This window comes from Luteimonas marina (genome assembly GCF_007859325.1).
GTDB lineage: Bacteria > Pseudomonadota > Gammaproteobacteria > Xanthomonadales > Xanthomonadaceae > Luteimonas > Luteimonas marina.
Window position 1 is genome coordinate 226,485 of record NZ_VOHK01000005.1, and the last position, 23,289, is coordinate 249,773.

21 protein-coding genes are annotated in these 23,289 nt (G+C 71.1%); 11 read left to right on the forward strand and 10 right to left on the reverse strand.

Translation table 11 applies throughout. From position 1 onward, the window contains the following. Positions 1-71: 71 nt before the first annotated feature. On the reverse strand, positions 72-1,550 hold the full coding sequence (locus FQY83_RS12685; protein WP_146388328.1) for a glycoside hydrolase family 30 protein: 1,479 nt from the start codon (positions 1,548-1,550) through the stop codon (positions 72-74). Positions 1,551-1,698: 148 nt separating this feature from the next. Between FQY83_RS12685 and FQY83_RS12690 the strand changes: the two genes are divergently transcribed. The 3 genes from FQY83_RS12690 to FQY83_RS12700 all read left to right on the forward strand — a co-directional run bounded on the left by FQY83_RS12690 (position 1,699) and on the right by FQY83_RS12700 (position 7,677). Continuing rightward, positions 1,699-4,506 (forward strand): TonB-dependent receptor, encoded by a 2,808-nt coding sequence (locus tag FQY83_RS12690; RefSeq protein WP_158636500.1) that lies wholly within the window; start codon positions 1,699-1,701, stop codon positions 4,504-4,506. A gap of 95 nt (positions 4,507-4,601) precedes the next feature. Next, on the forward strand, positions 4,602-5,315 hold the full coding sequence (locus FQY83_RS12695) for a glutathione binding-like protein (protein ID WP_146388330.1): 714 nt from the start codon (positions 4,602-4,604) through the stop codon (positions 5,313-5,315). Between the two features lie 109 nt (positions 5,316-5,424). Further along, positions 5,425-7,677 carry a S9 family peptidase gene (locus FQY83_RS12700; protein WP_425478662.1) on the forward strand — a complete coding sequence of 751 codons (2,253 nt, stop codon included), beginning with the start codon at positions 5,425-5,427 and terminating at the stop codon, positions 7,675-7,677. Between the two features lie 117 nt (positions 7,678-7,794). On the opposite strand, the gene FQY83_RS12705 is transcribed toward FQY83_RS12700, so the two are convergent. Beyond that, on the reverse strand, positions 7,795-8,544 hold the full coding sequence (locus FQY83_RS12705) for a YdcF family protein (protein ID WP_158636501.1): 750 nt from the start codon (positions 8,542-8,544) through the stop codon (positions 7,795-7,797). 37 nt (positions 8,545-8,581) lie between these two features. On the opposite strand from FQY83_RS12705, the gene FQY83_RS12710 reads away from it, so the two are divergent. The 5 genes from FQY83_RS12710 to FQY83_RS12730 are packed head-to-tail and all read left to right on the forward strand — an operon-like array spanning position 8,582 to position 14,383. Beyond that, a complete protein-coding gene (locus FQY83_RS12710) occupies positions 8,582-9,787 on the forward strand; it encodes a beta-ketoacyl-[acyl-carrier-protein] synthase family protein (RefSeq protein WP_146388565.1) in 1,206 nt (401 codons plus the stop codon). Continuing rightward, positions 9,784-10,563, forward strand: coding sequence for a beta-ketoacyl synthase chain length factor (locus FQY83_RS12715; protein ID WP_146388333.1), 780 nt, complete (start codon positions 9,784-9,786; stop codon positions 10,561-10,563). Before FQY83_RS12710 ends, FQY83_RS12715 begins: the two co-directional genes overlap by 4 nt. Next, positions 10,556-11,392, forward strand: a complete 837-nt coding sequence (locus FQY83_RS12720) for a glycosyltransferase family 2 protein (RefSeq protein ID WP_146388334.1) — start codon at positions 10,556-10,558, stop codon at positions 11,390-11,392. The genes FQY83_RS12715 and FQY83_RS12720 overlap by 8 nt, the downstream gene beginning before the upstream one ends. A 52-nt stretch (positions 11,393-11,444) precedes the next feature. Beyond that, positions 11,445-13,124 (forward strand): NAD(P)/FAD-dependent oxidoreductase, encoded by a 1,680-nt coding sequence (locus tag FQY83_RS12725; protein ID WP_146388335.1) that lies wholly within the window; start codon positions 11,445-11,447, stop codon positions 13,122-13,124. Further along, on the forward strand, positions 13,121-14,383 hold the full coding sequence (locus FQY83_RS12730; RefSeq protein ID WP_238333495.1) for a cation:proton antiporter: 1,263 nt from the start codon (positions 13,121-13,123) through the stop codon (positions 14,381-14,383). Before FQY83_RS12725 ends, FQY83_RS12730 begins: the two co-directional genes overlap by 4 nt. Before the next feature lie 128 nt (positions 14,384-14,511). On the opposite strand, the gene FQY83_RS12735 is transcribed toward FQY83_RS12730, so the two are convergent. From FQY83_RS12735 to FQY83_RS12755, 5 genes are all read right to left on the reverse strand, one after another. Continuing rightward, positions 14,512-14,958: a DUF4156 domain-containing protein gene (locus FQY83_RS12735; protein WP_146388336.1), complete on the reverse strand. Its 447-nt coding sequence runs from the start codon at positions 14,956-14,958 to the stop codon at positions 14,512-14,514. 77 nt (positions 14,959-15,035) lie between these two features. Continuing rightward, the gene (locus FQY83_RS12740) at positions 15,036-15,458 is read right to left on the reverse strand and encodes a DUF1801 domain-containing protein (RefSeq protein ID WP_146388337.1); all 423 of its coding nucleotides are present in this window, start codon (positions 15,456-15,458) and stop codon (positions 15,036-15,038) included. A 28-nt stretch (positions 15,459-15,486) separates the two neighbouring features. Further along, positions 15,487-16,206, reverse strand: coding sequence for a 3-oxoacyl-ACP reductase FabG (gene fabG, locus FQY83_RS12745; protein ID WP_146388338.1), 720 nt, complete (start codon positions 16,204-16,206; stop codon positions 15,487-15,489). 150 nt (positions 16,207-16,356) lie between these two features. Then, on the reverse strand, positions 16,357-16,785 hold the full coding sequence (locus FQY83_RS12750; RefSeq protein ID WP_146388339.1) for a hotdog family protein: 429 nt from the start codon (positions 16,783-16,785) through the stop codon (positions 16,357-16,359). A gap of 88 nt (positions 16,786-16,873) precedes the next feature. Beyond that, positions 16,874-17,644 (reverse strand): polysaccharide deacetylase family protein, encoded by a 771-nt coding sequence (locus tag FQY83_RS12755; protein WP_146388340.1) that lies wholly within the window; start codon positions 17,642-17,644, stop codon positions 16,874-16,876. 99 nt (positions 17,645-17,743) lie between these two features. Between FQY83_RS12755 and grxD the strand changes: the two genes are divergently transcribed. Continuing rightward, the gene (gene grxD / locus FQY83_RS12760) at positions 17,744-18,670 is read left to right on the forward strand and encodes a Grx4 family monothiol glutaredoxin (RefSeq protein WP_146388341.1); all 927 of its coding nucleotides are present in this window, start codon (positions 17,744-17,746) and stop codon (positions 18,668-18,670) included. A 123-nt stretch (positions 18,671-18,793) separates the two neighbouring features. Here the strand turns inward: grxD and FQY83_RS12765 are convergent, their stop codons facing one another. Together FQY83_RS12765 and FQY83_RS12770 are read right to left on the reverse strand one after the other, a co-directional pair. Continuing rightward, positions 18,794-19,345, reverse strand: a complete 552-nt coding sequence (locus FQY83_RS12765; RefSeq protein WP_202878187.1) for a DUF924 family protein — start codon at positions 19,343-19,345, stop codon at positions 18,794-18,796. A gap of 184 nt (positions 19,346-19,529) precedes the next feature. Further along, positions 19,530-20,306: an AMP nucleosidase gene (locus FQY83_RS12770; RefSeq protein WP_146388343.1), complete on the reverse strand. Its 777-nt coding sequence runs from the start codon at positions 20,304-20,306 to the stop codon at positions 19,530-19,532. 105 nt (positions 20,307-20,411) lie between these two features. On the opposite strand from FQY83_RS12770, the gene FQY83_RS12775 reads away from it, so the two are divergent. Further along, positions 20,412-21,803, forward strand: a complete 1,392-nt coding sequence (locus FQY83_RS12775; protein ID WP_146388344.1) for an amidohydrolase — start codon at positions 20,412-20,414, stop codon at positions 21,801-21,803. A 13-nt stretch (positions 21,804-21,816) separates the two neighbouring features. Here the strand turns inward: FQY83_RS12775 and FQY83_RS17695 are convergent, their stop codons facing one another. Then, a complete protein-coding gene (locus FQY83_RS17695) occupies positions 21,817-22,011 on the reverse strand; it encodes a hypothetical protein (protein WP_192906715.1) in 195 nt (64 codons plus the stop codon). Between FQY83_RS17695 and FQY83_RS12780 the strand changes: the two genes are divergently transcribed. Continuing rightward, positions 21,941-23,221, forward strand: coding sequence for an amidohydrolase family protein (locus FQY83_RS12780; protein ID WP_146388345.1), 1,281 nt, complete (start codon positions 21,941-21,943; stop codon positions 23,219-23,221). The genes FQY83_RS17695 and FQY83_RS12780 overlap by 71 nt on opposite strands. The last annotated feature ends 68 nt before the right edge of the window (positions 23,222-23,289 follow it).

The window sequence follows — 23,289 nt, forward strand, 5'->3', positions numbered from 1 at the left end:
TCCATCACCGTCATCCCGGCTTGCGCCGGGATGGCGAAGCTCTGGCTGCGAGCGATTGAGTCGAAAATGCCCTAGCGATCCTCCGGATGCCAGCGGAACGTTGCAACGCTCTTCGCCGGCATCGTGTAGACGAAGGTCCGCCCGCCGTCGCCCACCGTGATCGTCCGCGGCGCCTCGTTCGAATTGCTGGCGACCAGCACGCGCGAGCCGTCGTCGGCGTTCTCGAACGCGACGTTGTCGATCCCGTCGCCGCTGTCCGTGGACGCGATCCGCCAGGCGTCGCGCCGCACGAACCGGCTGGCGTGGGCCAGCGCGTAGTAGTCGTCGGTCCGGCTCACCTCGCCCGTCTTCGAGTCGATCGTCACCACGCCGCGGCAGGTGTCGCAGCCGCCGGCGTGCGGCCCGCCGTTCTCGTCGAGCGCGAGGTTCCAGAACAGCACGCCGCGCGCCCAGTGGCGCGTGGTGCCGATGATCAGCGTGCGCGCCTGCAGCACCAGCCCGCCGCTGCGCACCGGCTCCCAGTCGCCGCCGGAGCACTCGGTCATGTACACGTCCTTGTCCGGATGCGCGTCGCGCACCGGCGCCTGCGCCGACACGTCGCCGCCGTAGCAGTGCCAGGCGACGGCGGACACGTGCTTCGACGCGGCCGCGTCGGCCAGCACCGCCAGCGGCTCCTCCGGCTTGTCCCAGTTGTGGTCCCAGTCGAAGATCTGCAGGTCCGGATGTCGCCGGTCGCGCAGCGGGCCGAGATGGTCGCCGATGAAGCGCGCGCGACCGGGCGCGTTGAAGCGCATGCCGGGATAGTCGTCGGGCTCGTAGTCGGGTTCGTTCTGCACCGTCAGCGCGAAGATCGGGATGCCCTCCTCGGCGTAGGCGTCGACGTAGCGCAGCAGGTAGCGCGCGAATGCGTCGTAGTACCGCGGCAGCAGGCGGCCCTTGACCAGCGAGCCGCTGTCCTTCATCCACGCCGGCGCGCTCCACGGCGAGGCCATGATCCTGAGCCGCGGGTTGATCGCCAGCGCCTGCCGGGCCACCGGCACCACGTCGTCGAGGTTCGGCGCGATGCTGAAATGGCGCAGCGCCGGATCCGGCGCGCCGCCGGGCGGATCGTCGAGGCTGTAGTGGGTGCGCGAGAAATCCGAGGCGCCAATCGTCAGCCGCGCGAAGTCGAAGCCGACGCCGTCGCCGTCGCGGCCGAACAGTTCGCGCAGCAGGGCCTCGCGCTGCGCTTCGTCCATGCGATGGCGGATCAGCCACGCGGACGCGTCCGTGATCGACGCGCCGAATCCGAGCATGCGCTGGTGGCGAGTGCGGGCGTCGACCTCGATGTCCGCGCCGGCACTGTCGGCAGCCGTCATCGCCAGCGTCGAAGGAGACAGCACCTGCTGCCGGTCGGCGGTCGTGGTCCAGACCTCAACCAGACCTGCGTCCGCCGGCGCGCCACCGGATGGCGTTGCGCACGCGACGGCCAGGCATGCACAACATGCCATCGCCGCGCAGCGCAACCGCGTCGCGATGCGCTGCGCCGACGCGCAATGCGCGTGCTGCATCGCAACGCCTGCAGCTGAACGAAGCCATGTAACGCGATGTAACGGGCTGGGGAATGGCGACATCGCTTGCGCTTCCACAAAGTCGCGTTGACAAGGCAGCGGCGCATCGCTACGTCAACGCTGTCAGTTCATTGGAGAGGGAATGCCCATGCGTGTTTCATCATCCGCCTTTTTCGTTCACGCCGCGTCATCGCCGAACCTGCGCGCACCGCGACGCCACCGCCTCGTCCTCGCCTGCCTCGCGGCCATCGCCTGTCCGGTCGTCGCGTACGCGCAGGACGCGCCGCAGCAGGAAGAACCCCTTCCGGCAACGGCCACGCAGCAGCCGACCGAACTCGACGCGGTCCGCGTCACCGGCATCCGCGGCGCCATCGCGAACTCGGTCGAAACCAAGAGCGAGTCGACCTCGATCGTCGAGGCGATCAGTGCCGAGGACATCGGCAAGCTGCCCGACATCAGCATCGCCGATTCCATCGCCCGCCTGCCCGGCCTCACCTCGCAGCGGCTCGACGGCCGCGGCCAGGTCGTGCACATCCGCGGATTCTCCGAGCAGTTCGCCGGCACCCTGCTCAACGGCCGCGAGCAGGTCACCACCGGCGACAACCGGGGCGTGGAACTGGACCAGTACCCGTCGGAACTGATCAACGGCGTCACCGTGTACAAGACGCCCGACGCCTCGCTCATCGGCCAGGGCATCTCCGGTACGGTGGACCTGCAGAGCATCCGGCCGCTGGCATTCGGCGAGCGCCGCATCGTGTTCTCGGGCCAGGGCGAGTACAACTCGCTCGGCAACATCACCGACGGCGGCGAGGACACCGGCTACCGCGTCTCGGCCTCGTACGTGGACCAGTTCGCCAACGATACCGTCGGCTTCGCGATCGGCGTGGCGCGCATGACCTCGCCGTTCCAGGAGCAGCACTACAAGTCGTGGTGGTGGGCCAACACCGACCTGTGGGGCACGCCGCAGGGCGCCAAGCCGGCGGACGCGATCGCGCTGCAGGGCGCCGAGGGCTGGGTGAAGTCGCGCGACACCACCCGCGACGGGGTGATGGCGGTGCTGGAATTCAAGCCCAACGACACCTGGCACAGCGTGCTCGACGTCTACGCCTCGCGCTTCGACCAGGAGGAGTGGATGCGCGGCACGATGTGGACCAACGATCCGTGGTGGAACGAAGGCGCGGCCACCTACACCGACGCGCAGACCACGCTCTACCACGGCGTGCCGGTGGTGACCAGCGGCACCCTCAGCGGCATCGAGCCGGTGGTGCGCAACGACAACAACACGCGCGAATCCCGGCTGTTCTCGGCGGGCTGGAACAACGAATTCAGGTTCGGCGAGATCTATACGCTGACCGCCGACGCCAGCTATTCCCGCGCCAAGGTCGAGGACTCCAAGCTGGAAACCTACGCCGGCCGGCTCGACGGGCTGGACGTGGACTTCCGGGTTCCGCTGTCGGCCGGCTACGGCTACTACGCCCTGCCCGACCAGTCCGACCCCGCCACGGTCTACCTGCGCGACCCGCAGGGCTGGGGCCACGACGGCCGCCTGGAGGACAGCCACCAGAAGGACGAGCTGAAGGCCTTCAAGCTCGCCCTCAACCGCCTGGTCGAATCCTCCGACTTCCTGCGCAGCTACGACGTCGGTGTCCACTACGGCAAGCGCACCAAGGAAAAGAGCGCCGAGGTCTACTTCGCCGACCTGCCCGGGCGCGCGCCGGCGCTGGTCGATCCTGCGCTGCTGCGCAATCCCACCGACCTGGGTTTCGCCGGCATGGGCCGGGTCCTGACCTTCGACCCGCGTGACCTGCTGTCGCGCTACTACGACGTGTACCTGAGCGAGTCCAACGACGACCTGCAGAAGGACGCGATCACCGAGGAAAAGATCAAGACCTTCTACTTCAAGGCCAACCTCGACATGGACCTGCCCGGCGACGTGCGCCTGCGCGGCAACGCCGGCGTGCAGTACATCCGTACCGACCAGTCCTCCACCGGCGTGGTCGTCGAACAGAACGACGACGGCCAGGTGCTGACCGCGGGCACCGCCGGCGCCTCGTACGGCGACATCCTGCCCAGCCTGAACCTGGTGGCCGACTTCGGCAACGGCTGGAACCTGCGCCTGGGCGCCGCGCGCGAGATCATGCGCCCGCGCATCAACGACATGGGCGCGCGCGCCAGCGTCTGGGTCAACGTGCATGATGGCGTCGGCGAATGGCGCGGCAGCGGCGGCAACCCCGAGCTCGAACCGTACCGCGCCAACGCCTACGACCTCTCGGTCGAGAAGTATTTCGGCACCACCAGCTACGTCGCGCTGGCGCTGTTCTACAAGGACCTCGACTCGTACATCTACACCCGGGAAGTCCCCTGGGACTTCTCCGGCTACGACTACGAGGGCGAGACGCCGCCGGCATCGAACATCGGCATCTTCTCCGCGCCCGCCAACGGCACCGGCGGCTACATGCGCGGCGTCGAGTTCTCCACCGCGCTCGGCGGCGAGTTGCTGCACGAGGCCCTCGACGGCTTCGGCCTGCTGCTCAACGCCTCGTACACCGAATCGTCGATCGACCCGGACGGCCCCGACATCGGCTCGGGCACCGACACCTTCCCCGGGCTGTCGAAGATCGTCGGCAACGCCACGCTGTACTACGAAAAGCACGGCTTCTCGGCGCGCGTCAGCCAGCGCTTCCGCGATCCGTACCGCGGCGAATACGGTTCGATCTTCGGCCAGCGCACCTACCGCTACACCACCCACGAACGGGTGATCGACCTGCAGCTCGGCTACGACTTCCCCGAATCGAGCCGCCTGTCCGGGCTGTCGCTGCTGCTGCAGGTCAACAACCTCAACAACGAACCGTTCCGCACCGAGGTCAGCGACTCGCACGACATGCACATCTTCTTCCCCGAGGAATACACCGAGTACGGCCGCCAGTACCTGATCGGCTTCCGCTACGCGCTCTGAGCGGTCGATGCATGCAACACAGCGGGTCTTTGCCGTGACGGCCCGCTGCGCCCGCCGCGCATAGACTGGCGGCTCCCCGCACCCGGAACGCCGCCATGATCGACCTGTACTACTGGCCCACCCCGAACGGACACAAGGTCACCCTGCTGCTCGAGGAACTCGCCGACGCCGGGGCCAAGCTCGACTACACGATCAAGCCGGTCGACATCGGCAAGGGCGACCAGTTCGAGCCGGCGTTCCTCGGGATCTCGCCGAACAACAAGATGCCGGCGATCGTCGACCACGCCCCGGCCGACGGCGGCGCGCCGATCAGCGTGTTCGAATCCGGTGCGATCCTGCTGTATCTGGCCAACAAGTCCGGGCGTTTCTTCGGCGACGATGTCCGCAGCAAGGTCGAGATCAACCAGTGGCTGATGTGGCAGATGGGCGGCCTCGGCCCGATGACCGGGCAGTACGGCCACTTCCACGTCTACGCGCCGGAGGACATCGCCTACGCCAAGACGCGCTACGCCAACGAGGCCAACCGCCTGCTCGGCGTGCTCGACAAGCGGCTCGCGGGGCGCGCCTTCATCGCCGGCGACGACTACACCATCGCCGACATGGCCAGCTACCCGTGGATCGGCGTCTACGACAAGGCGCCGATCGACCTGGCGCCCTACCCGGAAGTGCGCCGCTGGCACGCCGCGATCTCCGCGCGCCCGGCGACGCAGCGCGCGTACGCGCTGGCGAAGCAGGTGAACCCGGATGCGGGCAAGCCGATGAGCGACGAGGAGAAGAAGCGGCTGTTCGGCATCGATCCGAGAAAGTGACCGGCTGCGCGCCGGCGCGCCGCAGTAGTAGCATTGCGGATCGTTTCGCCGGGAACCTTCCGCCATGCGCCTGACCGCGCTGCTCACCGCCGCCCTTGCCCTCGCCCCGATGCCCGCACTCGCCGATCCGCCCGCGCCGGGCAAGCTCACCCTCGAAGCCATCACCGGCGACGCCCCGCTGTCGGGACCGACGCTGATGAAGCCGCAGGTCGCGCCGGACGGTTCGCGTGTGACCTTCCTGCGCGGCAAGGACGCCAATCGCAACCAGCTCGACCTGTGGGAATACGACGTCGCCAGCGGGCAGACGCGGATGCTGGTGGATTCGCGCGTGGTCCTGCCGGGCGACGAGGCGCTGAGCGACGAGGAGAAGGCGCGGCGCGAGCGCCAGCGCATCGCCGGGCTGTCGGGCATCGTCGACTACCAGTGGTCGCCGGACGCGAAGACCCTGCTGTTCCCGCTCGGCGGCGAACTGTACCTGTACGACCTGTCGAAGTCCGGCGCGGACGCGGTGCGCAAGCTCACCGACGGCGGCGGCTTCGCCACCGATCCCAAGCTCTCGCCGAAGGGCGGCTTCGTCGGCTTCGTCCGCGCGCGCAACCTGTGGGCGATCGACCTCGCCACCGGCAGCGAGATCCAGCTCACCCACGACGGCAGCGACACCATCGGCAACGGCGTGGCCGAGTTCGTCGCCGACGAGGAAATGGACCGCCACACCGGCTACTGGTGGGCGCCGGACGATTCGGCCATCGCCTTCGCGCGCATCGACGAGTCGCCGGTGCCGGTCCAGAAGCGTTACGAGGTCTATCCCGACCGCACCGAAGTGGTCGAACAGCGCTATCCGGCGGCGGGCGATCCGAACGTGCGGGTGCAGCTGGGGACGATCGCGCCGAAGGCCGGCGCGGAACCGCAGTGGATCGACCTCGGCGCGGATCCCGACATCTACCTCGCCCGCGTCGACTGGCGCGATCCGCAGCGGCTGACCTTCCAGCGCCAGTCGCGCGACCAGAAGACGCTCGAACTGGTCGAGACGACGCTGGCCACCGGCCGGCAGCGCACGCTGGTCACCGAAACCTCGAAGACCTGGGTGCCGCTGCACAACGACCTGCGCTTCCTGAAGGACGGGCGCTTCCTGTGGTCGTCCGAGCGCGACGGTTTCGAACACCTGTACCTGGCCTCCGAAGACGGCGCGCAGCTGACGCAGCTCACCCGCGGCGACTGGCCGGTGGACGCGCTGCTGGCGGTGGACCAGGAACAGGGACTGGTCTATTTCAGCGCCGGCATGCGCACCACCCTGCCCGGCGTGCGCAGCGACAACCTGCTGCCCGCGCCCGCCGCCGCGCCGACCGAGCGCCACGTCCACGTCGTGCCGCTCGAAGGCGGGCGCATCGCCACGCTCACGCAGGAGCGCGGCAGCCACAACGCCAGCTTCGCGCGCAACGCCAGCGTGTACGTCGACAACTGGTCGAACACGACCACGCCGCCGCAGATCGAGCTGTTCAGGGCCGACGGCGTGAAGCTCGCCACGCTGCTGCCGAACGCGCTCGACGATGCCGGCCATCCCTATGCGCCGTACCGCGACGCGCACCGCCCGACCGAGTTCGGCACGCTGGCGGCAGCGGACGGAACGAGCACGCTGCACTACAGCCTGATCAAGCCAACCGGCTTCGATCCGTCGAAGAAGTACCCCGTGGTCGTCTTCGTCTACGGCGGCCCCGCCGCGCAGACCGTGCTCGACGCCTGGCCCGGACGCGCCGATGCGTTCTTCAACCAGTACCTCGCGCAGCGCGGCTACGTCGTGTTCTCGCTCGACAACCGCGGCACGCCGCGGCGCGGGCGCGACTTCGGCGGCGCGCTGTACGGCGTGCAGGGCACGGTCGAGGTCGACGACCAGCGCAAGGGCGTGGAATGGCTGCGCGCGCAGCCCTGGGTCGACGGCGCGCGCATCGGCGTGCACGGCTGGTCGAACGGCGGCTACATGAGCCTGATGCTGCTCGGCCGCGCGCCCGGGGACTACGCCTGCGGCGTCGCCGGCGCGCCGGTCACCGACTGGGCGCTGTACGACACCCACTACACCGAGCGCTACATGAACCTGCCCGCCGCCAACCCCAACGGCTACCGCGACGCGCGCGTGCTCGCGCATTCGGCGAACATCAAGCCGGGCGCGCTGCTGCTGATCCACGGCATGGCCGACGACAACGTGCTGTTCACCAATTCCACGGCGCTGATGAGCGACCTGCAGCAGCGCGGCACGGCGTTCGAGCTGATGACCTATCCCGGGGCCAAGCACGGCCTGCGCGGCAAGGACGCGCTGCACCGCTACCGGCTGAGCGAATCGTTCTTCGGACGCTGCCTGCGGCGCTGAGGCGGCACCGGCCGGCGGTCGCGCGGACTTCGGATGGGAGATTTCTCCCTGCGGTCGAAATGACAAGTTCCTGTCATTTCGACCGCAGGGAGAAATCTCCTGCCCGCTCCCGCGATCTCAACTCACCCGCGCGATCATCCCGCGCAGCCCAACCAGCCGCGCCCAGCGCGTGCCGACGTCGACCCAGCACACCCAGGCCGATTCGCAGGCGATCGCCCACAGCGTGTCCGGCCGCCACGGCAGCCGCGGCTCGGCCGCACACAGCTCGTGCTCGTAGCCCAGCCAGCGGGCGAACAGCGCGCAGCGCGCGAGGTGGTAGCGGCTGCTCAGCAGCACCACGGGGCCGGCGTGCGGATGGTCGCGCAGCAGTTCGCGCGCGTTGCGCAGGTTCTGCAGGGTGTCGCGCGATTCGGGTTCGAGCAGGATCGTCGCCTGCGGCGAAACCCCCGCCTCGAGCAGGCCGCGGCGCGCGAGTTCGGCCTCGCTGTCGCCCTCGTCGAAGCCGCCGCCGAGCAGCAGCAGCGGCCGCGCCGGCTGCAGTCGCCAGACCTCGGCGGCGCGCCCCAGCCGCAGGCGGAAATCGCCGTCGATGCGGCCGCCGGGCGCGTGCTTGCCGAACACCAACAGGCAGCCCCCGCCCGCCGGCAGGCTCGGCGCACGCGCGGCGGTGCGCAGCACGTGCAGGAAATAGCCGACGTAGACCAGGCCGAAACTGAACACGCAGGCGGCGCCCGCCACGCCCAGCGCGGTCCAGGCGTACGGATCGCGCAGCAGCCGCCACTGGTGCGCGCGGCGGCTGCGCGGCGCGGTCGATGCAGCGTGAGCGTCCCCGGATTCCACGCCGATATAATCCCCGGTTTCCGCCATGGTCGCATCCGTGATCCCGACGCAGTCGCCACAAGCCATGCCGGCGCTGGCGATCCGCGCCTTCACCGCCACCACCGCGCTCGGGCGCGGACGCGATGCGCAGGCCGACGGGCTGCGCACGCGCCGCGCCGGCCTGCGCCGCAACGATTTCGGCGCCGCGCCCCTGCCCACCTGGATCGGCCGCGTCGACGGCCTCGAGGACAGCCCGCTGCCGCCAAGACTCGCCGGCTGGGAATGCCGCAACAACCGCCTGGCCTGGCTGGCGCTGCAGCAGGACGGCGTGCTGCCGGCGCTGGACACGCTGGTCGCGCGCCACGGCGCGGAGCGCATCGCCCTGGTCGTGGGCACCTCGACCTCCAGCATCGGCGCCAGCGAGGAAGGCTATGCGCGCGCGGTCGCGGACGTGGACGGCGCCGCGCGCTTCCCCGAAGACCTGCGGCGACCGATCGTGCACACGCCGCATTCGCTCGGCGACTTCCTGCAGCACGCCACCGGGCTGCGCGGGCCCTGCGTCACGGTGGCGACGGCCTGCTCGTCCAGCGCCAAGGTGTTCGCGCAGGCGGCGCGGCTGGTCCACGCCGGCGTGGTCGACGCGGCGCTGGTGGGCGGCGTCGACACGCTGTGCGGCAGCGTGCTGTTCGGCTTCAACGCGCTGGGGCTGGTGTCGGCCGATCCCTGCCGGCCGTTCGATGCGGCGCGCGACGGCCTGTCGCTCGGCGAGGCCGGCGGCTTCGCCCTGCTCGAACGCATGGCGGCGGGCGAGGACGCGCCGCTGCAGCTGCGCGGCTACGGCGAATCCAGCGATGCCCACCACATGTCCGCGCCGCATCCCGACGGCCTCGGCGCGACGCTGGCGATGCGTGACGCGCTGGCGCGCGCCGGCGTCGACGCGGCGCAGGTGGGCTACCTCAACCTGCACGGCACCTCGACGCCGGCCAACGACGCGATCGAGGCGCGCGCGGTCGCCGACCTGTTCCCCGACACGCTGCACGCGAGCTCGACCAAGGGCTGGACCGGGCACACGCTCGGCGCCGCCGGCATCGTCGAATCGGCGTTCGCGCTGATCGCGCTGCAGGAGGGGCTGCTGCCCGGCATCCTCAACAGCGCCACGCCCGATCCCGGCTGCGGGCCGCAGATCCGCTTCGACAACGCGCAGCGCGGCGTCGCCTTCGCGATGAACAATTCCTTCGGCTTCGGCGGCAACAACTGCTCGCTGGTGTTCGGCGCGGCGGACGCGGCATGAGCGCATTGACCGCGACCCTCGCCGGCATCGGTTGGTGGAGCGACGGCCTGCCCGACTGGGCTGCCGCGCGCGCCTTCGCCGCCACCGGCGCGCTGCCGGCCGACGCGCCGGCCAAGCCCTCGCCGCAGTTGCTGGCGCCGAACGAGCGCCGGCGCGCGCCGCCGTCGGTGCTGGTCGCGCTCGAAGTCGCGCTGGCCGCCTGCCGCGACGCCGGCCACGATCCCGCCGCGCTGCCCTCGGTGTTCGCCTCCACCCACGGCGACCTCGGCATCACCGACTACATGTGCGCGACGCTGGCGCAGGCGCCGTCCGAGGTCTCGCCGACGAAGTTCCACAACTCGGTGCACAACGCCGCCGCCGGCTACTGGACCATCGGCAGCGGCTGCATGCGCACCACCACCGCGATCAGCGCGCACCGCGCCAGCTTCGCGCAAGGGCTGCTGGAGGCGATGACGCAGCTGGCGACCGACGCCGAGGCCGTGCTGCTGGTCGGCTACGACACCGCAGCCACCGGCCTGCTGGGCACGGTGACGCACAGCGAAGGCCTGCTCGGCGCCGCGCTGGTGCTCGTGCGCGACGGCGCCGGACCGCGCCTGTCGGCCTCGCTGCAGGGCGGCGATGCGCCGGAAGCGAACGGTCCGCTGGCAGCGCGAGGGCAAGCCAACGCAATGGCGCCGATGCTGCCGCTGTTCGATGCGCTGGCCGCGGGCGCGCCGTCGGTCGCGCTGCACGCGGGCCCCGGCCGCCGCCTCATGCTGGACCTCGCGCATGGCTGAGGCACAGCCGACGCTGCACCGCGGCAACGTCGCCGTGGTGATCCCGGCGCTCGACGAGGCGCTGCGCATCCGCGAAGTGGTCGAAGGCGCGCTCGAACACAGCGACCTGGTGATCGTGGTCGATGACGGCTCCGTCGACGACACCGCCGGCATCGTCGCGCAACTGCCCGCGGTCCTGCTGCGCCACCCGCGGCGCATGGGCAAGGGCCAGGCCCTGCGCGACGGCTTCGCCGAGGCGCTGGCGCGCGGCATGGCCGCGGTGGTGACCATGGACGGCGACGGCCAGCACCGCGCCAGCGACATCCCGCGCCTGATCGTGGCCGCCAACGCGCATCCGTGCAACATCGTCAACGGCGCGCGGCTGCGCAAGCGCAGCACGCAGCCGTGGTACCGCCGCATCGGCAATGATTTCGGCGACTGGGGCATCGCCTGGGGCTGCGGCTTCCGCCTGGTCGACAGCCAGAGCGGCCAGCGCCTGTACCCGGCGCCGGTGCTGGCGCTGCGCGACGTGCCCGGCGAGGGTTTCGTGTTCGAGGCGCAACTGCTGATCTCCGCCGCGCGCCGGCTCGGCCACGGCCTGGTCTCGGTGCCGGTGGAAACGCGCTATGCGGTCGCCGGCTCGGACGAGGCCTTCCGCAAGAGCCACTTCCGCCTGTTCCGCGACCTCTCGCGCATCACCACGCACGTGGTCGGGCAGGTGCTGGCATATGGGAACGTCGTGCGCGAGTACCGGCGCGCGCGCGCGCGGCCGCCGGTGGTGTTCGATCCGGACGATGCGCGCGCATCGCCGCGACCGGCCGTGAACGCCGCCGCCGGGCGCATGCGCTAGGCTGCCGCGGCACCGACGCCAACATCCACTGACGAGACCACACGGCCCGCCGATGCCAGACCCCCGCGAATCCCGCCGACCCGACACGGACGTCGACATCCTCATCCTCGGCGGCGGCCTGGCCGGCCTGACCCTGGCCATGCAGCTGCGGCTGCAGCAGCCCGAACGCTCGGTCGCGGTGCTCGAACGCCGCCCGCATCCGGTGCGCGAGGCCGCGCACAAGGTCGGCGAATCGACGGTCGAGATCGGCGCGCACTACTTTTCCGAAGTGCTCGGCCTGCGCGAGCACTTGGAGACGCAGCAGGTGCGCAAGTACGGCCTGCGCTATTTCTTCAGCGACCGCCGGCGCGATGTCGAGGCCTGCAACGAGATGGGCGTGAGCCGGCTGCTGCCGACGCCGTCATGGCAGCTCGATCGCGGCCGCTTCGAGAACCACCTCGGCGAGCGCGCGCTCGAGCTCGGCGCCGACTTCCGCCACGGCGCGGTGGTGCGCGGCATCGAACTGTCCGAGGACGGTGGCGCGCACGTGGTCAGCTTCGACCACGAGGGCGCCCGCCACGCGCTGCGCGCGCGCTGGGTGGTCGATGCCGCCGGCCGCGCCGGGCTGGTCAAGCGCAAGCTCGGCCTGGCGCAGGCCAACGACCACGACGTCAATGCGGTGTGGTGGCGCGTCGACGGCCACATCGACCTCGACGCCTGGTCGGACCGCGGCAACTGGCCGACGCGATTCCAGCCCGCGGAGCGCTGGAAGTCGACCAACCACATGTGCGGCCCCGGCTACTGGTTCTGGCTGATCCCGCTGGCCTCGGACTCGCATTCGCTGGGCATCGTCTGCGACGCGAAGATGCATCCGCTGGAGACGATGAACACCCACGACAAGGCGATGGACTGGGTGCGCCGCCACCAGCCACGCGCGGCGCAGGCGCTGGAGAAGCCCGAGCACAAGCTGCAGGACTTCCTGTTCCTGCGCCACTTCTCGCACGGCTGCAAACAGGTGTATTCGGGCCAGCGCTGGGCGCTGACCGGCGAGGCCGGCGTGTTCCTCGACCCGTTCTATTCGCCCGGCAGCGACTTCATCGCGATCAGCAACACCTACATCGCCGAGCTGGTCCGGCTCGACTTCGCCGGCGAGCCGGTCGCACCGTACGCCGAGATCTTCCAGCAGCTGTACTTCTCGTTCTACGCGAACACGCTGACGCTCTACCAGGACCAGTACCCGGTCTTCGGCCACCCGCAGGTCATGCCGGTCAAGATCCTGTGGGACTACGCCTACTACTGGTCGTTGCTGGCGCCGCTGTACTTCAGCGGGCGGCAGGCCACGCTGCCGGTGCTGGCGAAGCTGCGCCCGCATTTCGACGCCGGGCGCGCGCTCAACCTGGCGATGCAGGCCCTGCTGCGGGACTGGGGCCTGCGCGACCGGTCTCCGCCGCTGGACGGTGCGCGCGCCTACGACCAGTACTCGGTCGAGTGGTGCCGGCGGCTGAACGGGCAGCTGACCGACGTGCTCGACGACGAGGCCTACCTCGCGCGCACGCATCGCGACGTGGACGGCATGCGCCAGCTCGCGGCGGAAGTGCTGGCGCTCGTGCGCGCCGCCTTCCCCGACATCGACGACCACGGCCTGGACGCGCTGCTCGCCGGCCACGACACCGCGGCGCACGCACCCATGCTTCCGCAGCACTGGTTCGCACCCGCCGCGCAGGCGCTGGACACCGCGGAGGCGGACGCTTGACGACGCTGCTGCTGACGCAGCTGCTGGTCATCCTGGTCGCCGCGCGCATCTGCGGCGCGATCCTGCGCCATTTCGGGCAGCCGCCGGTGATCGGCGAGATGGCGGCCGGCCTGCTGCTGGGGCCGATCGCGTTCGGCGCGATCGCGCCGGACCTGCATGCGGCGCTGTTCCCGGCGGCGTCGCTGCCGTCGCTGTCGTCACTGGCCACCATGGGCCTGATGCTGTTCATGTTCACGCTCGGCGCCGAGATGCGCGCGGTCGAGGGCACGCGCACCCAGGTCCGCGCCGCGGCCACGGTCGGCGTCCTCGGCATCACCCTGCCGCTGCTGCTGGGCCTGGCGCTGTCGCCGTGGCTGTTTCCGCGCTTCGCGCCGGAGGGCGTGGACTACTGGCCGTTCGCGCTGTTCGTCGCGGCGGCGATGTCGGTCACGGCGTTCCCGGTGCTGGCGCGCATCCTCAAGGACCGCAACCTCACCCGCACCCGCCCCGGCCGGCTCGCGCTCGGCGCGGCGATCATCGACGACGCCTTCGTCTGGATCTTCCTCGCGCTGGTGCTGACCCTGGCCGGCAGCCGCGGCCCGCACGGCGTGGCCACGATCGCGGCCGGCGCGCTGGCCCTGGCCGCGGTCGCGGCCTTCGTGCTGCGGCCGCTGTACACGGCACTGCTGCGCCGCGACCAGCTGCGCTCGGCGGACGGCAAGCCTTCGCGCGCGATGCTGGTCACGATCCTGATCGGGCTGGTGGCCTGCGCGGCCTTCGCCGAATTCATCCAGCTGCACGCGGTATTCGGCGCCTTCGTCTTCGGCCTCGCCCTGCCGCGCGACGACCGCCTGTCCGCGCGCCTGGCCGAGGCCTTCGAGCCGGTCTCGATGCTGCTGCTGATGCCGGTGGTGTTCGCGCTCGCCGGGCTCAACACCGCGCCCGATGCCTTCGTAGGCGCCGGCTTCGGCGCGTTCGTGCTGATCCTGGCGGTGGCGGTGCTGGGCAAGATGGCCGGCGGCACCCTCGGCGCCCGCCTGGCCGGCTACGACTGGCGCGACAGCCTGTCGGTGGGCTCGCTGATCAACGCGCGCGGGCTGATGGAGCTGGTGGTGCTGAAGATCGGGCTGGATGCGGGCCTGATCGGACCGGAGTTGTTCACGCTGATGTTCGGCGTCACCCTGGCCACCACGGTCATGGCCTCGCCGCTGCTGTCGCTGTGGCGGCGCGGCGCGGACGCCACCGCGCCCGCGGAGGGCCGGCGCGACACGCCCTATTGATTCCGTAGGTCGGGGCTACGCCCCCGACGCCCGATGTCCCCGACCGCGGGCGCGTCGGGGGCGTAGCCCCGACCTACGGGCCACGGGCCGGATCAACGGGGCCTGCCGCCCCTTCCCGGTCGCCCGGGTCACGGCGCCGGCGGCGGATCGGGCACCCAGATTGCGATGCCGTTGGCGTATTTCTGCCGCGGCGAGATGTCCACGCCGACGCCCACGCCCGAATAGCTCCTGCCGCCGCCACGGCCCAGGCCGCCGCCGACGCTGACCCCGCCGCCGCCGTGGCCGTCGGCCGTGCCCTGGAACAGGATGCCGTTGGCGCCGAGCCGCGCGGCTTCCTCGCGCAGCTTGCGCAACACCGAGTTGGTCTTGTTCTGCTCGCCGTAGGTGAAGGCGCCGCTGGACACGTCCAGCCGCGCGATCTCCTCGAAGCCGCCCGGCGGCGGGCCGTAGTACAGGCGCACCTGCGACGGATCGATCGGCGGGCGCGGCGTGCCGGTCAGCACATGCGAACTCGTGCACGCCGCCAGCAGCAGCGCGGCGATGGACGACAGCAGGACAAGGGCAGGACGGCGCATGGCGGACGGCTCCTTGGGAACGCCCGTCATGATCCGCCCGCCTGCGTGAACGGCACGCGACACGGCGGCCGCCCGTCTCAGCAGGGATGGCGGCGGCGCATCTCCGCGACCGAGCCGCGGACCAGTTCCTCCAGCACGCCGGCATCGATGTCCGACAGGCGCTTGACGTACAGGCAGGACTTGCCGGTCGTGTGCTTGCCCAGCCTCGCCAGCAGCGCCTCATGGCCGCCGAAGCCGGGCATGATGTACAGCACCAGCGCCTGCTTGCGCGGCGAGAAGCCGACGATCGGCCATTCGCCCCCGTGGCCGCTGTCGTAACGGTAGCGGTAGCGGTCGAAGCCGACGATGGCCGATCCCCACATCACCGGTTCGCAGCCGGTGACGGCCTGCATCATGCGCAGCACGGCCTCGGCGTCGGCCCGGCGCTGCGCGTCCGGCACGGCCGCCAGGAAGTCGGCCACGCGGGTCGCCTCGGGTTTCGTCTTCGCTTCCTTCGCCATCGAACCTCCCCTTGCCGCGGCGCCGCGCTCAGCTCATGCCGCCATCGACGCCGATCACCTGGCCGTTGATGTAGCCGGCCTCGTCCGAGCACAGGAAGGCGACCAGCGCCGCGACCTCCTCCGGCGTGCCCGCGCGCGCGGCGGGCACGACCTGCTTCACCCGTTCCTCCGGGAACGCGGACTCGGCCATGGCGCCGGCGATCACGCCCGGCGCGACCCCGTTCGCGGTGATGCCGCGCGAGGCCATCTCGCGCGCGAGCGACTTGCTCGCGCCATGCAGCCCGGCCTTGGCCGCGGCGTAGTTCGCCTGGCCGCGGTTGCCGAGCACGGCCGCCACGCTCGATACGCTGACGATGCGGCCCCAGCGCGTGCGCGCCATCGGCAGCAGCAGCGGCTGGGTGACGTGGAAGAAGCCGTGCAGCGAGACGTCGACCACGCGCGCCCACTGCGCCTGCGACATGCCGGCCATCGGCGCATCGTCGTGGATGCCGGCGTTGTTGACGACCACCTGGACCGGCCCGTCGGCCAGCAGCGCTTCGATCGCCGCACGCGTCGCCGCGCCGTCGGCGACGTCGAACGCGACCGCCTGCGCGCTGCCGCCCGCCTCCGCGATCGCGGCGACCACGGCGTCGGCACGCGCGCGGTTCGCGTTGGCGTGGACGATGACGTGCAGCCCGTTCGCCGCGAGCCGGCGACAGATCGCGCCGCCGAGATCGCCGCTGCCGCCGGTGACGAGTGCCCGTTTCATCGCAGTCCCGAAGATGGATCGCCGCGATTATGCGACGCATCGGCGTCACGTGGGCACGGCCCGGCCCCATAGGGCGGGTTTCAACCCGCCACCTCTCTCCGCATCCATCGCAAACATCCGGCATTCGCGCAGGGCGGGCCGAGGCCCGCCCTATGGGCCGAGCATCACCGTGGCGCGGCCCCGGGCGAGCGGCGTGTCGCCGTGGCTGATGCTGAAGGCGTACTGCTGGCTGGCCTCACCGGCGGCGAGCAGCTGCGCTTCGCATTCGATCGCCTGCGGCAGGTCGTCGATGCGGACGACGTGCAGGTGGACATCGCGCAGGGCGACGAGCATGCCGGGCCGCGCGACGCCGCCGCCCGCCTGCGCGAGCAGGCCGCCGTGCACCGCCATCGCCTGGGCCCCGTATTCACACAGGTGCAGCGCGCGCAGCCCGCCGTCGCTGCGCAGCGGGTGCGCGGGATCGCGGTGGTTCGACGCGCGCAGGTGGATGCGCTGCGCATCCCAGGCCAGCACCTCGTCCCACAGGCACATCGCGTGCTTGTGCGGGACCAGCGCCTCGATGTCACCACGTCCGATCATGCCGCCCGACCCTTGCACCCATTTCCCATTGCAGGCGCGGCTTCAGCCGCGACCCGCGCAATATATGCACCCGTCTCGCCCGGAGTCGCTACGGGCGCGGCAGCACGGTGCGATAGCCCAATGCATCGAGCCGCTGCAGCAACTTCGCGACCATCTCGACGTTGCGGCCATGCGCGGCGCCCTCGTGCAGCAGCACGATCGCGCCGGGCGCCAGGCCCCGTTCGATCTTGCCGAGCACGCGCGCGACGTCGACGTCCACCGCGTCGAAGCCGCGCGCGCCCCAGGCCACGCGCGCGAGCCCCTCGTCGCGCAGCGGCGCCGAGACGAAGGGATTGGCGTGCCCCACCACCGCGCGGAACCAGCGCGGCGTGGCGCCGGTGATCGCCGCCAGCTGGCGCTGGCAGCCCTCGACCTCGGCGCGCATGCGCCGCGGCCCCAGCGCCCAGAACCAGGCCTGCGGATGCGTGCGGCTGTGGTTGCCGATGCCGTGGCCACGCCGCGCGATCTCGCGCACGAGGTCGGGACGCGCCTGCGCGCGGTCGCCGACGAGGAAGAACGTCGCCTTCGCGCCGTGCGCATCGAGCAGGTCGAGGATCGCCGCGGTATCGCCGGAGGGGCCGTCGTCGATGGTCAGCCAGACCTCGCGCGCGCCGGTCGGCAGCCGCGACAGCACCGGCCCGTACAGCGCCGAGTTCGGCGCCAGCACGCCCCACCAGCAGACCGCGTGCGTGGCGAACATCAGCGGCAGCCCGAGCGGCCAGCCCCAGCGCCACCACGCCCACGCCACCAGCCCCTGCGACAGCAGCAGCAGGGGCAGCCAGGCATGCGGGCGGCGCGGCGGGCGGTGCGGGGTGTCCATGCGCGGATGATGCCATCCCCCCCGCGCGCAACGCCGTGTTGCGGCCTTCGCCGGCACGATCGCGCTACCATGGTCGGCCCCGCTGCAAGGATCTTCGCCATGTCCCTCGACCCCGCCCTGCGCGCCCGCATCGACGCGCTGCTGCAGGCCAACCGCGCCGTGCTGTTCATGAAGGGCGTGCCCGAGGCGCCGCAGTGCGGCTTCTCGGCCAAGGCGGTGTCCGCGCTGGAATCGCTCGGCGCCGACTACGCCCACGTCAACGTGCTGGCCGATGCGGAGATCCGCGAGGGCATCAAGGCCTACGGCGACTGGCCGACGATCCCGCAGCTGTACGTCGACGGCGAACTGGTCGGCGGCAGCGACATCATCGGGCAGATGGTCAACAGCGGCGAACTGCACGCCGCGCTCGGCCTGGCCGCGCCCGACCGCACGCCACCGTCGATCACGATCACGCCGGCGGCGCTGGCGATGATCCGCGGCGCGATCGACGACGCCGGCGGCGAGGTGGTGCTGCAGGTGGACATCGACCGCGGGTTCCGCACCCGCCTGAACCTGGCGCCGGCCGATGCCGACGCCATTGCCCTCGACATCGAGGGCGTGCGCGTGCAGTTCGACGTCGCCGGCGCGCGCCGCGCGGAAGGCCTGACCATCGATTTCGCCGACGACATGCGCGGCAAGGGCCTGGTCATCGACAACCCGAACGCGCCGAAGCCGGTCGCGCAGCTGTCGCCGGCCGAGGTCGACGCGAAGGTCCGCGCCGGCGAGCTGCTGCTGGTCGACGTGCGCCCGCCGGAAGAGCGCGCGATCGCCTCGGTGTCGGTGCCGTTCCGGACCTTCGACGAGGGCCGCGAGGCCATCGAGGCGTTGCCGAAGGACACCGCGATCGCGTTCATGTGCCACGGCGGCGGCCGCAGCGGGCGCGCGGCGGAGGAATTCCGCGCGCTCGGCTTCGGCAACGTGCACAACGTCGAGGGCGGGATCGTGGCGTGGTCGCGGACCGTGGACGCGTCGATCCCGGAATACTGATGCCTCCGCGGGAGCGCCTTCAGGCGCGATGCTTCGAGCTGGCACGGGCACCGACGAACAGCATCGCGCCTGAAGGCGCTCCCACGGGGATCTGCGGTCACCGCGCCAAGAGGCGGCGCCGAATCAGAACCCGCCGCCGGCGTCCAGCCACGCCTGCTCCTCCGGCGTGCTGACGCGCCCGAGCGCGCGGTTGCGGTGCGGGAAGCGTCCGAATTTCTCGATCACGTCGAGGTGCGCGCGGGCGTACTTCGCGTAGCCGTCGTTGCCGAGCGCGTCGAACAGCGCGACCGAGCGCCGCTGGTCGCCCAGGTCCTCGGAGTGCTCGAACGGCAGGTACACGAACGCGCGCAGGTCCGCATCGACCTGCACGTCGAGCCCGCCGTCCACCGCGCGGCGCGCGTAGTGCAGCGCCAGCGGATCGGTCGCGAACGCGTGCGCGCTGCCGCGGAAGACGTTGCGCGGGATCTGGTCGAGCAGGATCAGCAGCGCCAGCGCGCCATCGGCGCTGTCCATCCAGTGCTCGTGCTCGCGGCGGGCAGCGGCGAAGTGCGCGTCGAGGAAGCGCTCGCGACAGGCGGCGTCGAAGGCCGCGCCGCCGTTGAACCATTTGTCGTAGCCGGCGTCGCGCCAGAAGTCGATGACTTGTCGCATTTCCCGATTCCGTGGCCTTTCCATCGAGGATAGTCGATCGCCCGGGCAGGTGCCCATCCCGTGAAGCCTGAGTCGTCATCCCGGCGAAAGCCGGGATCCATTTTGACGTTGATGTTTACCTGCTGCCCAACCACGAGAGCCAAATGGATCCCAGCTTTCGCTGGGATGACGGCATCGTCGTTACGACGGATCGCAAGGCGCGCCACCCCTACTCGTCGAACCGCAAATGCCGCACCGACTTCCCGTGCCGCCGGATCAGCCGCAGCGCCTCGATCCCGATCTGGATGTGGCGCTCGACGTACTCGGCGCTGACCTTCGCGTCCGAGGCCTCGGTCTTCACGCCCTCCGGGACCATCGGCTGGTCGCTGACCAGCAGCAACGCGCCCGAGGGAATGCGGTTGGCGAAGCCGGCGGCGAAGATCGTCGCCGTCTCCATGTCGATCGCCATGCAGCGCATCGCGCGCAGGCGCTCCTTGAAGGCGTCGTCGTGCTCCCAGACGCGGCGGTTGGTGGTGTAGACGGTGCCGGTCCAGTAGTCGTGGCCGAGGTCGCGGATCATGGTCGAGACCGCGCGCTGCAGCGCGAACGCGGGCAGCGCCGGCACTTCCGGCAGCAGGTAGTCGTTGGACGTGCCCTCGCCGCGGATCGCCGCGATCGGCAGCACCAGGTCGCCGAGCTGGTTCTTGCGCTTGAGCCCGCCGGCCTTGCCGAGGAACAGCACCGCCTTGGGCGAGATCGCCGACAGCAGGTCCATCATGGTCGCGGCGTTGGGGCTGCCCATGCCGAAATTGATCATGGTGATGCCGTCGGCGGTGGCGCTGGGCATCGGCCGGTCGAGGCCGACGACCTCGGCGCCCGTCAGGCGGCTGAAGTGGCCGACGTAGCCGCCGAAGTTGGTCAGCAGGATGTGTTCGCCGAAGCCGTCGAGCGGCACGCCGGTATAGCGCGGCAGCCAGTTTTCGACGATCTGTTCCTTCTCTTTCATCGCGTCGCCTCCTTCCGCGCATTCTGTCACGCACCGTGACCTTTGGCGGCTTGGCGTTCCGGCGGCGAACCGTTACCGTCGCGGGATTCGTACGGGGAGACCGCCATGCTTCGACCCTTGACCGCCGCGATTTGCGCGGCCCTGCTCGCCGGCTGCGCCAGCACCGCGAGCACCACCGCCGGCGATGCGCCGTCGCCCGCCGCCGCCAGGGCCGACGTCGTCGGCGAGGCCTACGCCAGCAGCTATCGCCCGATCGCATCCAACCCGGTGCTGATCACCGGCGCGACCGTGCTCACCGGCGACGGCCGCCGCCTCGAGGGCGCCGACGTGCTGCTGCAGGGCGGCAAGGTCGCCGCCGTGGGCACCGGCCTCGCCGCCTCGGCCGACGCGATCCGCGTCGACGGCAGCGGCAAGTGGGTGACGCCGGGCCTGATCGACGTGCATTCGCACCTGGGCGTCTATCCCAGCCCCGGCGCCCGCGCGCACAGCGACGGCAACGAGGCGACTGCGCCGGTCACCGCCCAGGTCTGGGCCGAACACTCGGTGTGGCCGCAGGACCCCGGCTTCGGCGCCGCGCTGGCCGGCGGCGTGACCGCGCTGCAGATCCTGCCCGGTTCGGCCAACCTCGTCGGCGGCCGCGGCGTGACCCTGAAGAACGTCGCCGCCACCACCGCGCAGGGCATGAAGTTCCCGGGCGCGCCGCACGGGCTGAAGATGGCCTGCGGCGAGAACCCCAAGCGCGTCTACGGCCAGAAGGGCGGCCCGTCGACGCGCATGGGCAACGTCGCCGGCTACCGCACGGCCTTCATCGACGCGCGCGAGTATGCGAAGAAGCGCGCCGGCAAGGACGCGGGCAAGCGCGACCTCAAGCTGGAAACGCTGGCCGGTGCGCTCGACGGAGACATCCTCGTCCACATCCACTGCTACCGCGCCGACGAGATGGCGCAGATGCTGGACCTGGCGAAGGAATTCGACTTCAAGGTCACCGCCTTCCACCACGGCGTGGAGGCCTACAAGCTGGCCGACCGGCTCGCCGCCGACGGCGTCTGCGGCGCGCTGTGGGCCGACTGGTGGGGCTTCAAGATGGAGGCCTTCGACGGCATCCAGGAGAACATCGCGATCGTCGACCGCCCGGCGAACAGCTGCGCGATCGTGCATTCGGATTCGGACGAGGGCATCCAGCGGCTCAACCAGGAGGCGGCGAAGGTGATCGCGAACGCGAAGCGCGCGGGCATCGACATCCCGCCCGAGCGGGCGATCCGCTGGCTCACGCAGAACGCAGCGAAGGCGCTGGGCGTGCTCGACCGCACCGGCACGCTCGAAGCCGGCAAGATGGCCGACGTGGTGCTGTGGAACGGCAATCCCTTCAGCGTGTACGCGCAGGCCGAACAGGTGTACATCGACGGCGCGCGCGTCTACGACCGCAGGGATCCGTCGCGGCAGCCGGTGACCGATTTCATGCTCGGCCAGTCGGCCGCGCAGGGAGGTGTGCGATGAGCCGCCTTCACTCTCACTCGCACGCGCACCCGCCCTCGCAGCCGTCATCCCAGCGAAAGCTGGGATCCATCTGGCTCTTGTGGTCGAGGCCATTGGCGAAAGCATCAAAGTCAAAATGGATCCCGGCTTTCGCCGGGATGACGATGCTGTTGGCAGGATTGGCGTCATTCAGCGTCTTTGCGCAGGATGTGTTGATCCGCAACGCCACCGTCCACACCGCGACCGACCGCGGCACGCTGCGCAACGCGGACGTACTGGTGCAGGGCGGCCGCATCGCCGCGATCGGCAGCGGCCTGTCCGCTGACGCGGCGCTGGTCATCGACGCGCAGGGCCGCCCGCTCACGCCGGCATTCTTCGGCGGCATCACCGGCATCGGCATCGAGGAAGTCTCGGGCGAGGCCTCGACCCGCGACGTCTCGCTCGCGCTGGGCGAGGGCGCCAAGGACATCACGGTGCGTCCCGAGTTCGACGTCACCCTGGCCTACAACCCCGAATCGATCCTGCTGCCGGTCGCGCGTGTGGAGGGCATCGGCTTCACCCTGCTCACCGCCAGCAGCACCGCCGGCGGCTCGATCATCGGCGGCCAGGGCGCAGTGGTGCGGCTCGACGGCAGCCCCGACCCGAGCGGGCCGAAGGTGCTGTTCGTCGCGCTGGGCAGCGGTGCGTCGAACCTCTCCGGTTCCTCGCGCGCGGGACAGTGGATGCTGCTCGACCAGCTCGTGGCCGAGGCCAACGGCCGCATGTCCGCGGATTCGGGCTTCGCCCTGCTCACGCCGGCCGGCCGCGCCACGCTGCAGCGCTACCTCGGCAACGGCGGCCGCATCGTGGTCGAGGTCGACCGCGCCGCCGACATCCGCCAGTTGCTGCGCTGGTCGCAGAAGCACGCGCTGAAGATCGCGATCTCCGGCGGCGCCGAGGCCTGGAAGCTCGCGCCGCAGATCGCCGCGGCGGGCGTGCCGGTGTTCCTCGACCCGCTGGTGAACCTGCCGGGCAACTTCGACCGCATCGGCGCCACCCTGGAGAACGCGGCGCGACTGCGCGCGGCGGGCGTGCGCGTGGGCTTCACCCAATCGGGCGACGCCTCGCACAACGCGCGCAAGGTGCGCCAGCTGGCCGGCAACGCGGTGGCGAACGGGCTGCCGTGGGAGGACGGACTCGCCGGACTCACGCGCGTGCCCGCCGAAACCTTCGGCGTCGGCGACCGCCTCGGCACGATCGCCGTCGGCAAGACCGCGGACCTGGTGCTGTGGAGCGGCGATCCACTGGACGTCGCCAACGTCGCCGAGCAGGTCTGGCTGGGCGGCCGCGCGATCCCGATGCGCTCGCGCCAGACCGAACTGCGCGACCGCTACCTGCGCGCGGAGCCGTCGGCCGAAGCCGGCGCGCTGCCGCGCGCGTATCCGGCACGGGTGGAGTAGCCCGCGCCGGCGCCTTTCACGCTGCGCAAGCTACACTTCATGCGTCTCTCCGGAATGCACTGCGACCA

Bases quoted from the DNA above. Each gene is read 5' to 3' on its own strand.
- FQY83_RS12715 (WP_146388333.1), top strand. From the start codon at position 9,784: ATGAGCGCATTGACCGCGACCCTCGCCGGCATCGGTTGGTGGAGCGAC.
- grxD (WP_146388341.1), top strand. From the start codon at position 17,744: ATGTCCCTCGACCCCGCCCTGCGCGCCCGCATCGACGCGCTGCTGCAG.
- FQY83_RS12740 (WP_146388337.1), bottom strand. From the start codon at position 15,458: ATGGCGAAGGAAGCGAAGACGAAACCCGAGGCGACCCGCGTGGCCGAC.
- FQY83_RS12710 (WP_146388565.1), top strand. From the start codon at position 8,582: ATGCCGGCGCTGGCGATCCGCGCCTTCACCGCCACCACCGCGCTCGGG.
- FQY83_RS12750 (WP_146388339.1), bottom strand. From the start codon at position 16,785: ATGATCGGACGTGGTGACATCGAGGCGCTGGTCCCGCACAAGCACGCG.
- FQY83_RS12765 (WP_202878187.1), bottom strand. From the start codon at position 19,345: ATGGAAAGGCCACGGAATCGGGAAATGCGACAAGTCATCGACTTCTGG.
- FQY83_RS12690 (WP_158636500.1), top strand. From the start codon at position 1,699: ATGCGTGTTTCATCATCCGCCTTTTTCGTTCACGCCGCGTCATCGCCG.
- fabG (WP_146388338.1), bottom strand. From the start codon at position 16,206: ATGAAACGGGCACTCGTCACCGGCGGCAGCGGCGATCTCGGCGGCGCG.
- FQY83_RS12735 (WP_146388336.1), bottom strand. From the start codon at position 14,958: ATGCGCCGTCCTGCCCTTGTCCTGCTGTCGTCCATCGCCGCGCTGCTG.
- FQY83_RS12725 (WP_146388335.1), top strand. From the start codon at position 11,445: ATGCCAGACCCCCGCGAATCCCGCCGACCCGACACGGACGTCGACATC.
- FQY83_RS12685 (WP_146388328.1), bottom strand. From the start codon at position 1,550: ATGCAGCACGCGCATTGCGCGTCGGCGCAGCGCATCGCGACGCGGTTG.
- FQY83_RS12705 (WP_158636501.1), bottom strand. From the start codon at position 8,544: ATGGCGGAAACCGGGGATTATATCGGCGTGGAATCCGGGGACGCTCAC.
- FQY83_RS12780 (WP_146388345.1), top strand. From the start codon at position 21,941: ATGACGATGCTGTTGGCAGGATTGGCGTCATTCAGCGTCTTTGCGCAG.
- FQY83_RS12755 (WP_146388340.1), bottom strand. From the start codon at position 17,644: ATGGACACCCCGCACCGCCCGCCGCGCCGCCCGCATGCCTGGCTGCCC.
- FQY83_RS12700 (WP_425478662.1), top strand. From the start codon at position 5,425: ATGCCCGCACTCGCCGATCCGCCCGCGCCGGGCAAGCTCACCCTCGAA.
- FQY83_RS12695 (WP_146388330.1), top strand. From the start codon at position 4,602: ATGATCGACCTGTACTACTGGCCCACCCCGAACGGACACAAGGTCACC.
- FQY83_RS12720 (WP_146388334.1), top strand. From the start codon at position 10,556: ATGGCTGAGGCACAGCCGACGCTGCACCGCGGCAACGTCGCCGTGGTG.
- FQY83_RS12770 (WP_146388343.1), bottom strand. From the start codon at position 20,306: ATGAAAGAGAAGGAACAGATCGTCGAAAACTGGCTGCCGCGCTATACC.
- FQY83_RS12775 (WP_146388344.1), top strand. From the start codon at position 20,412: ATGCTTCGACCCTTGACCGCCGCGATTTGCGCGGCCCTGCTCGCCGGC.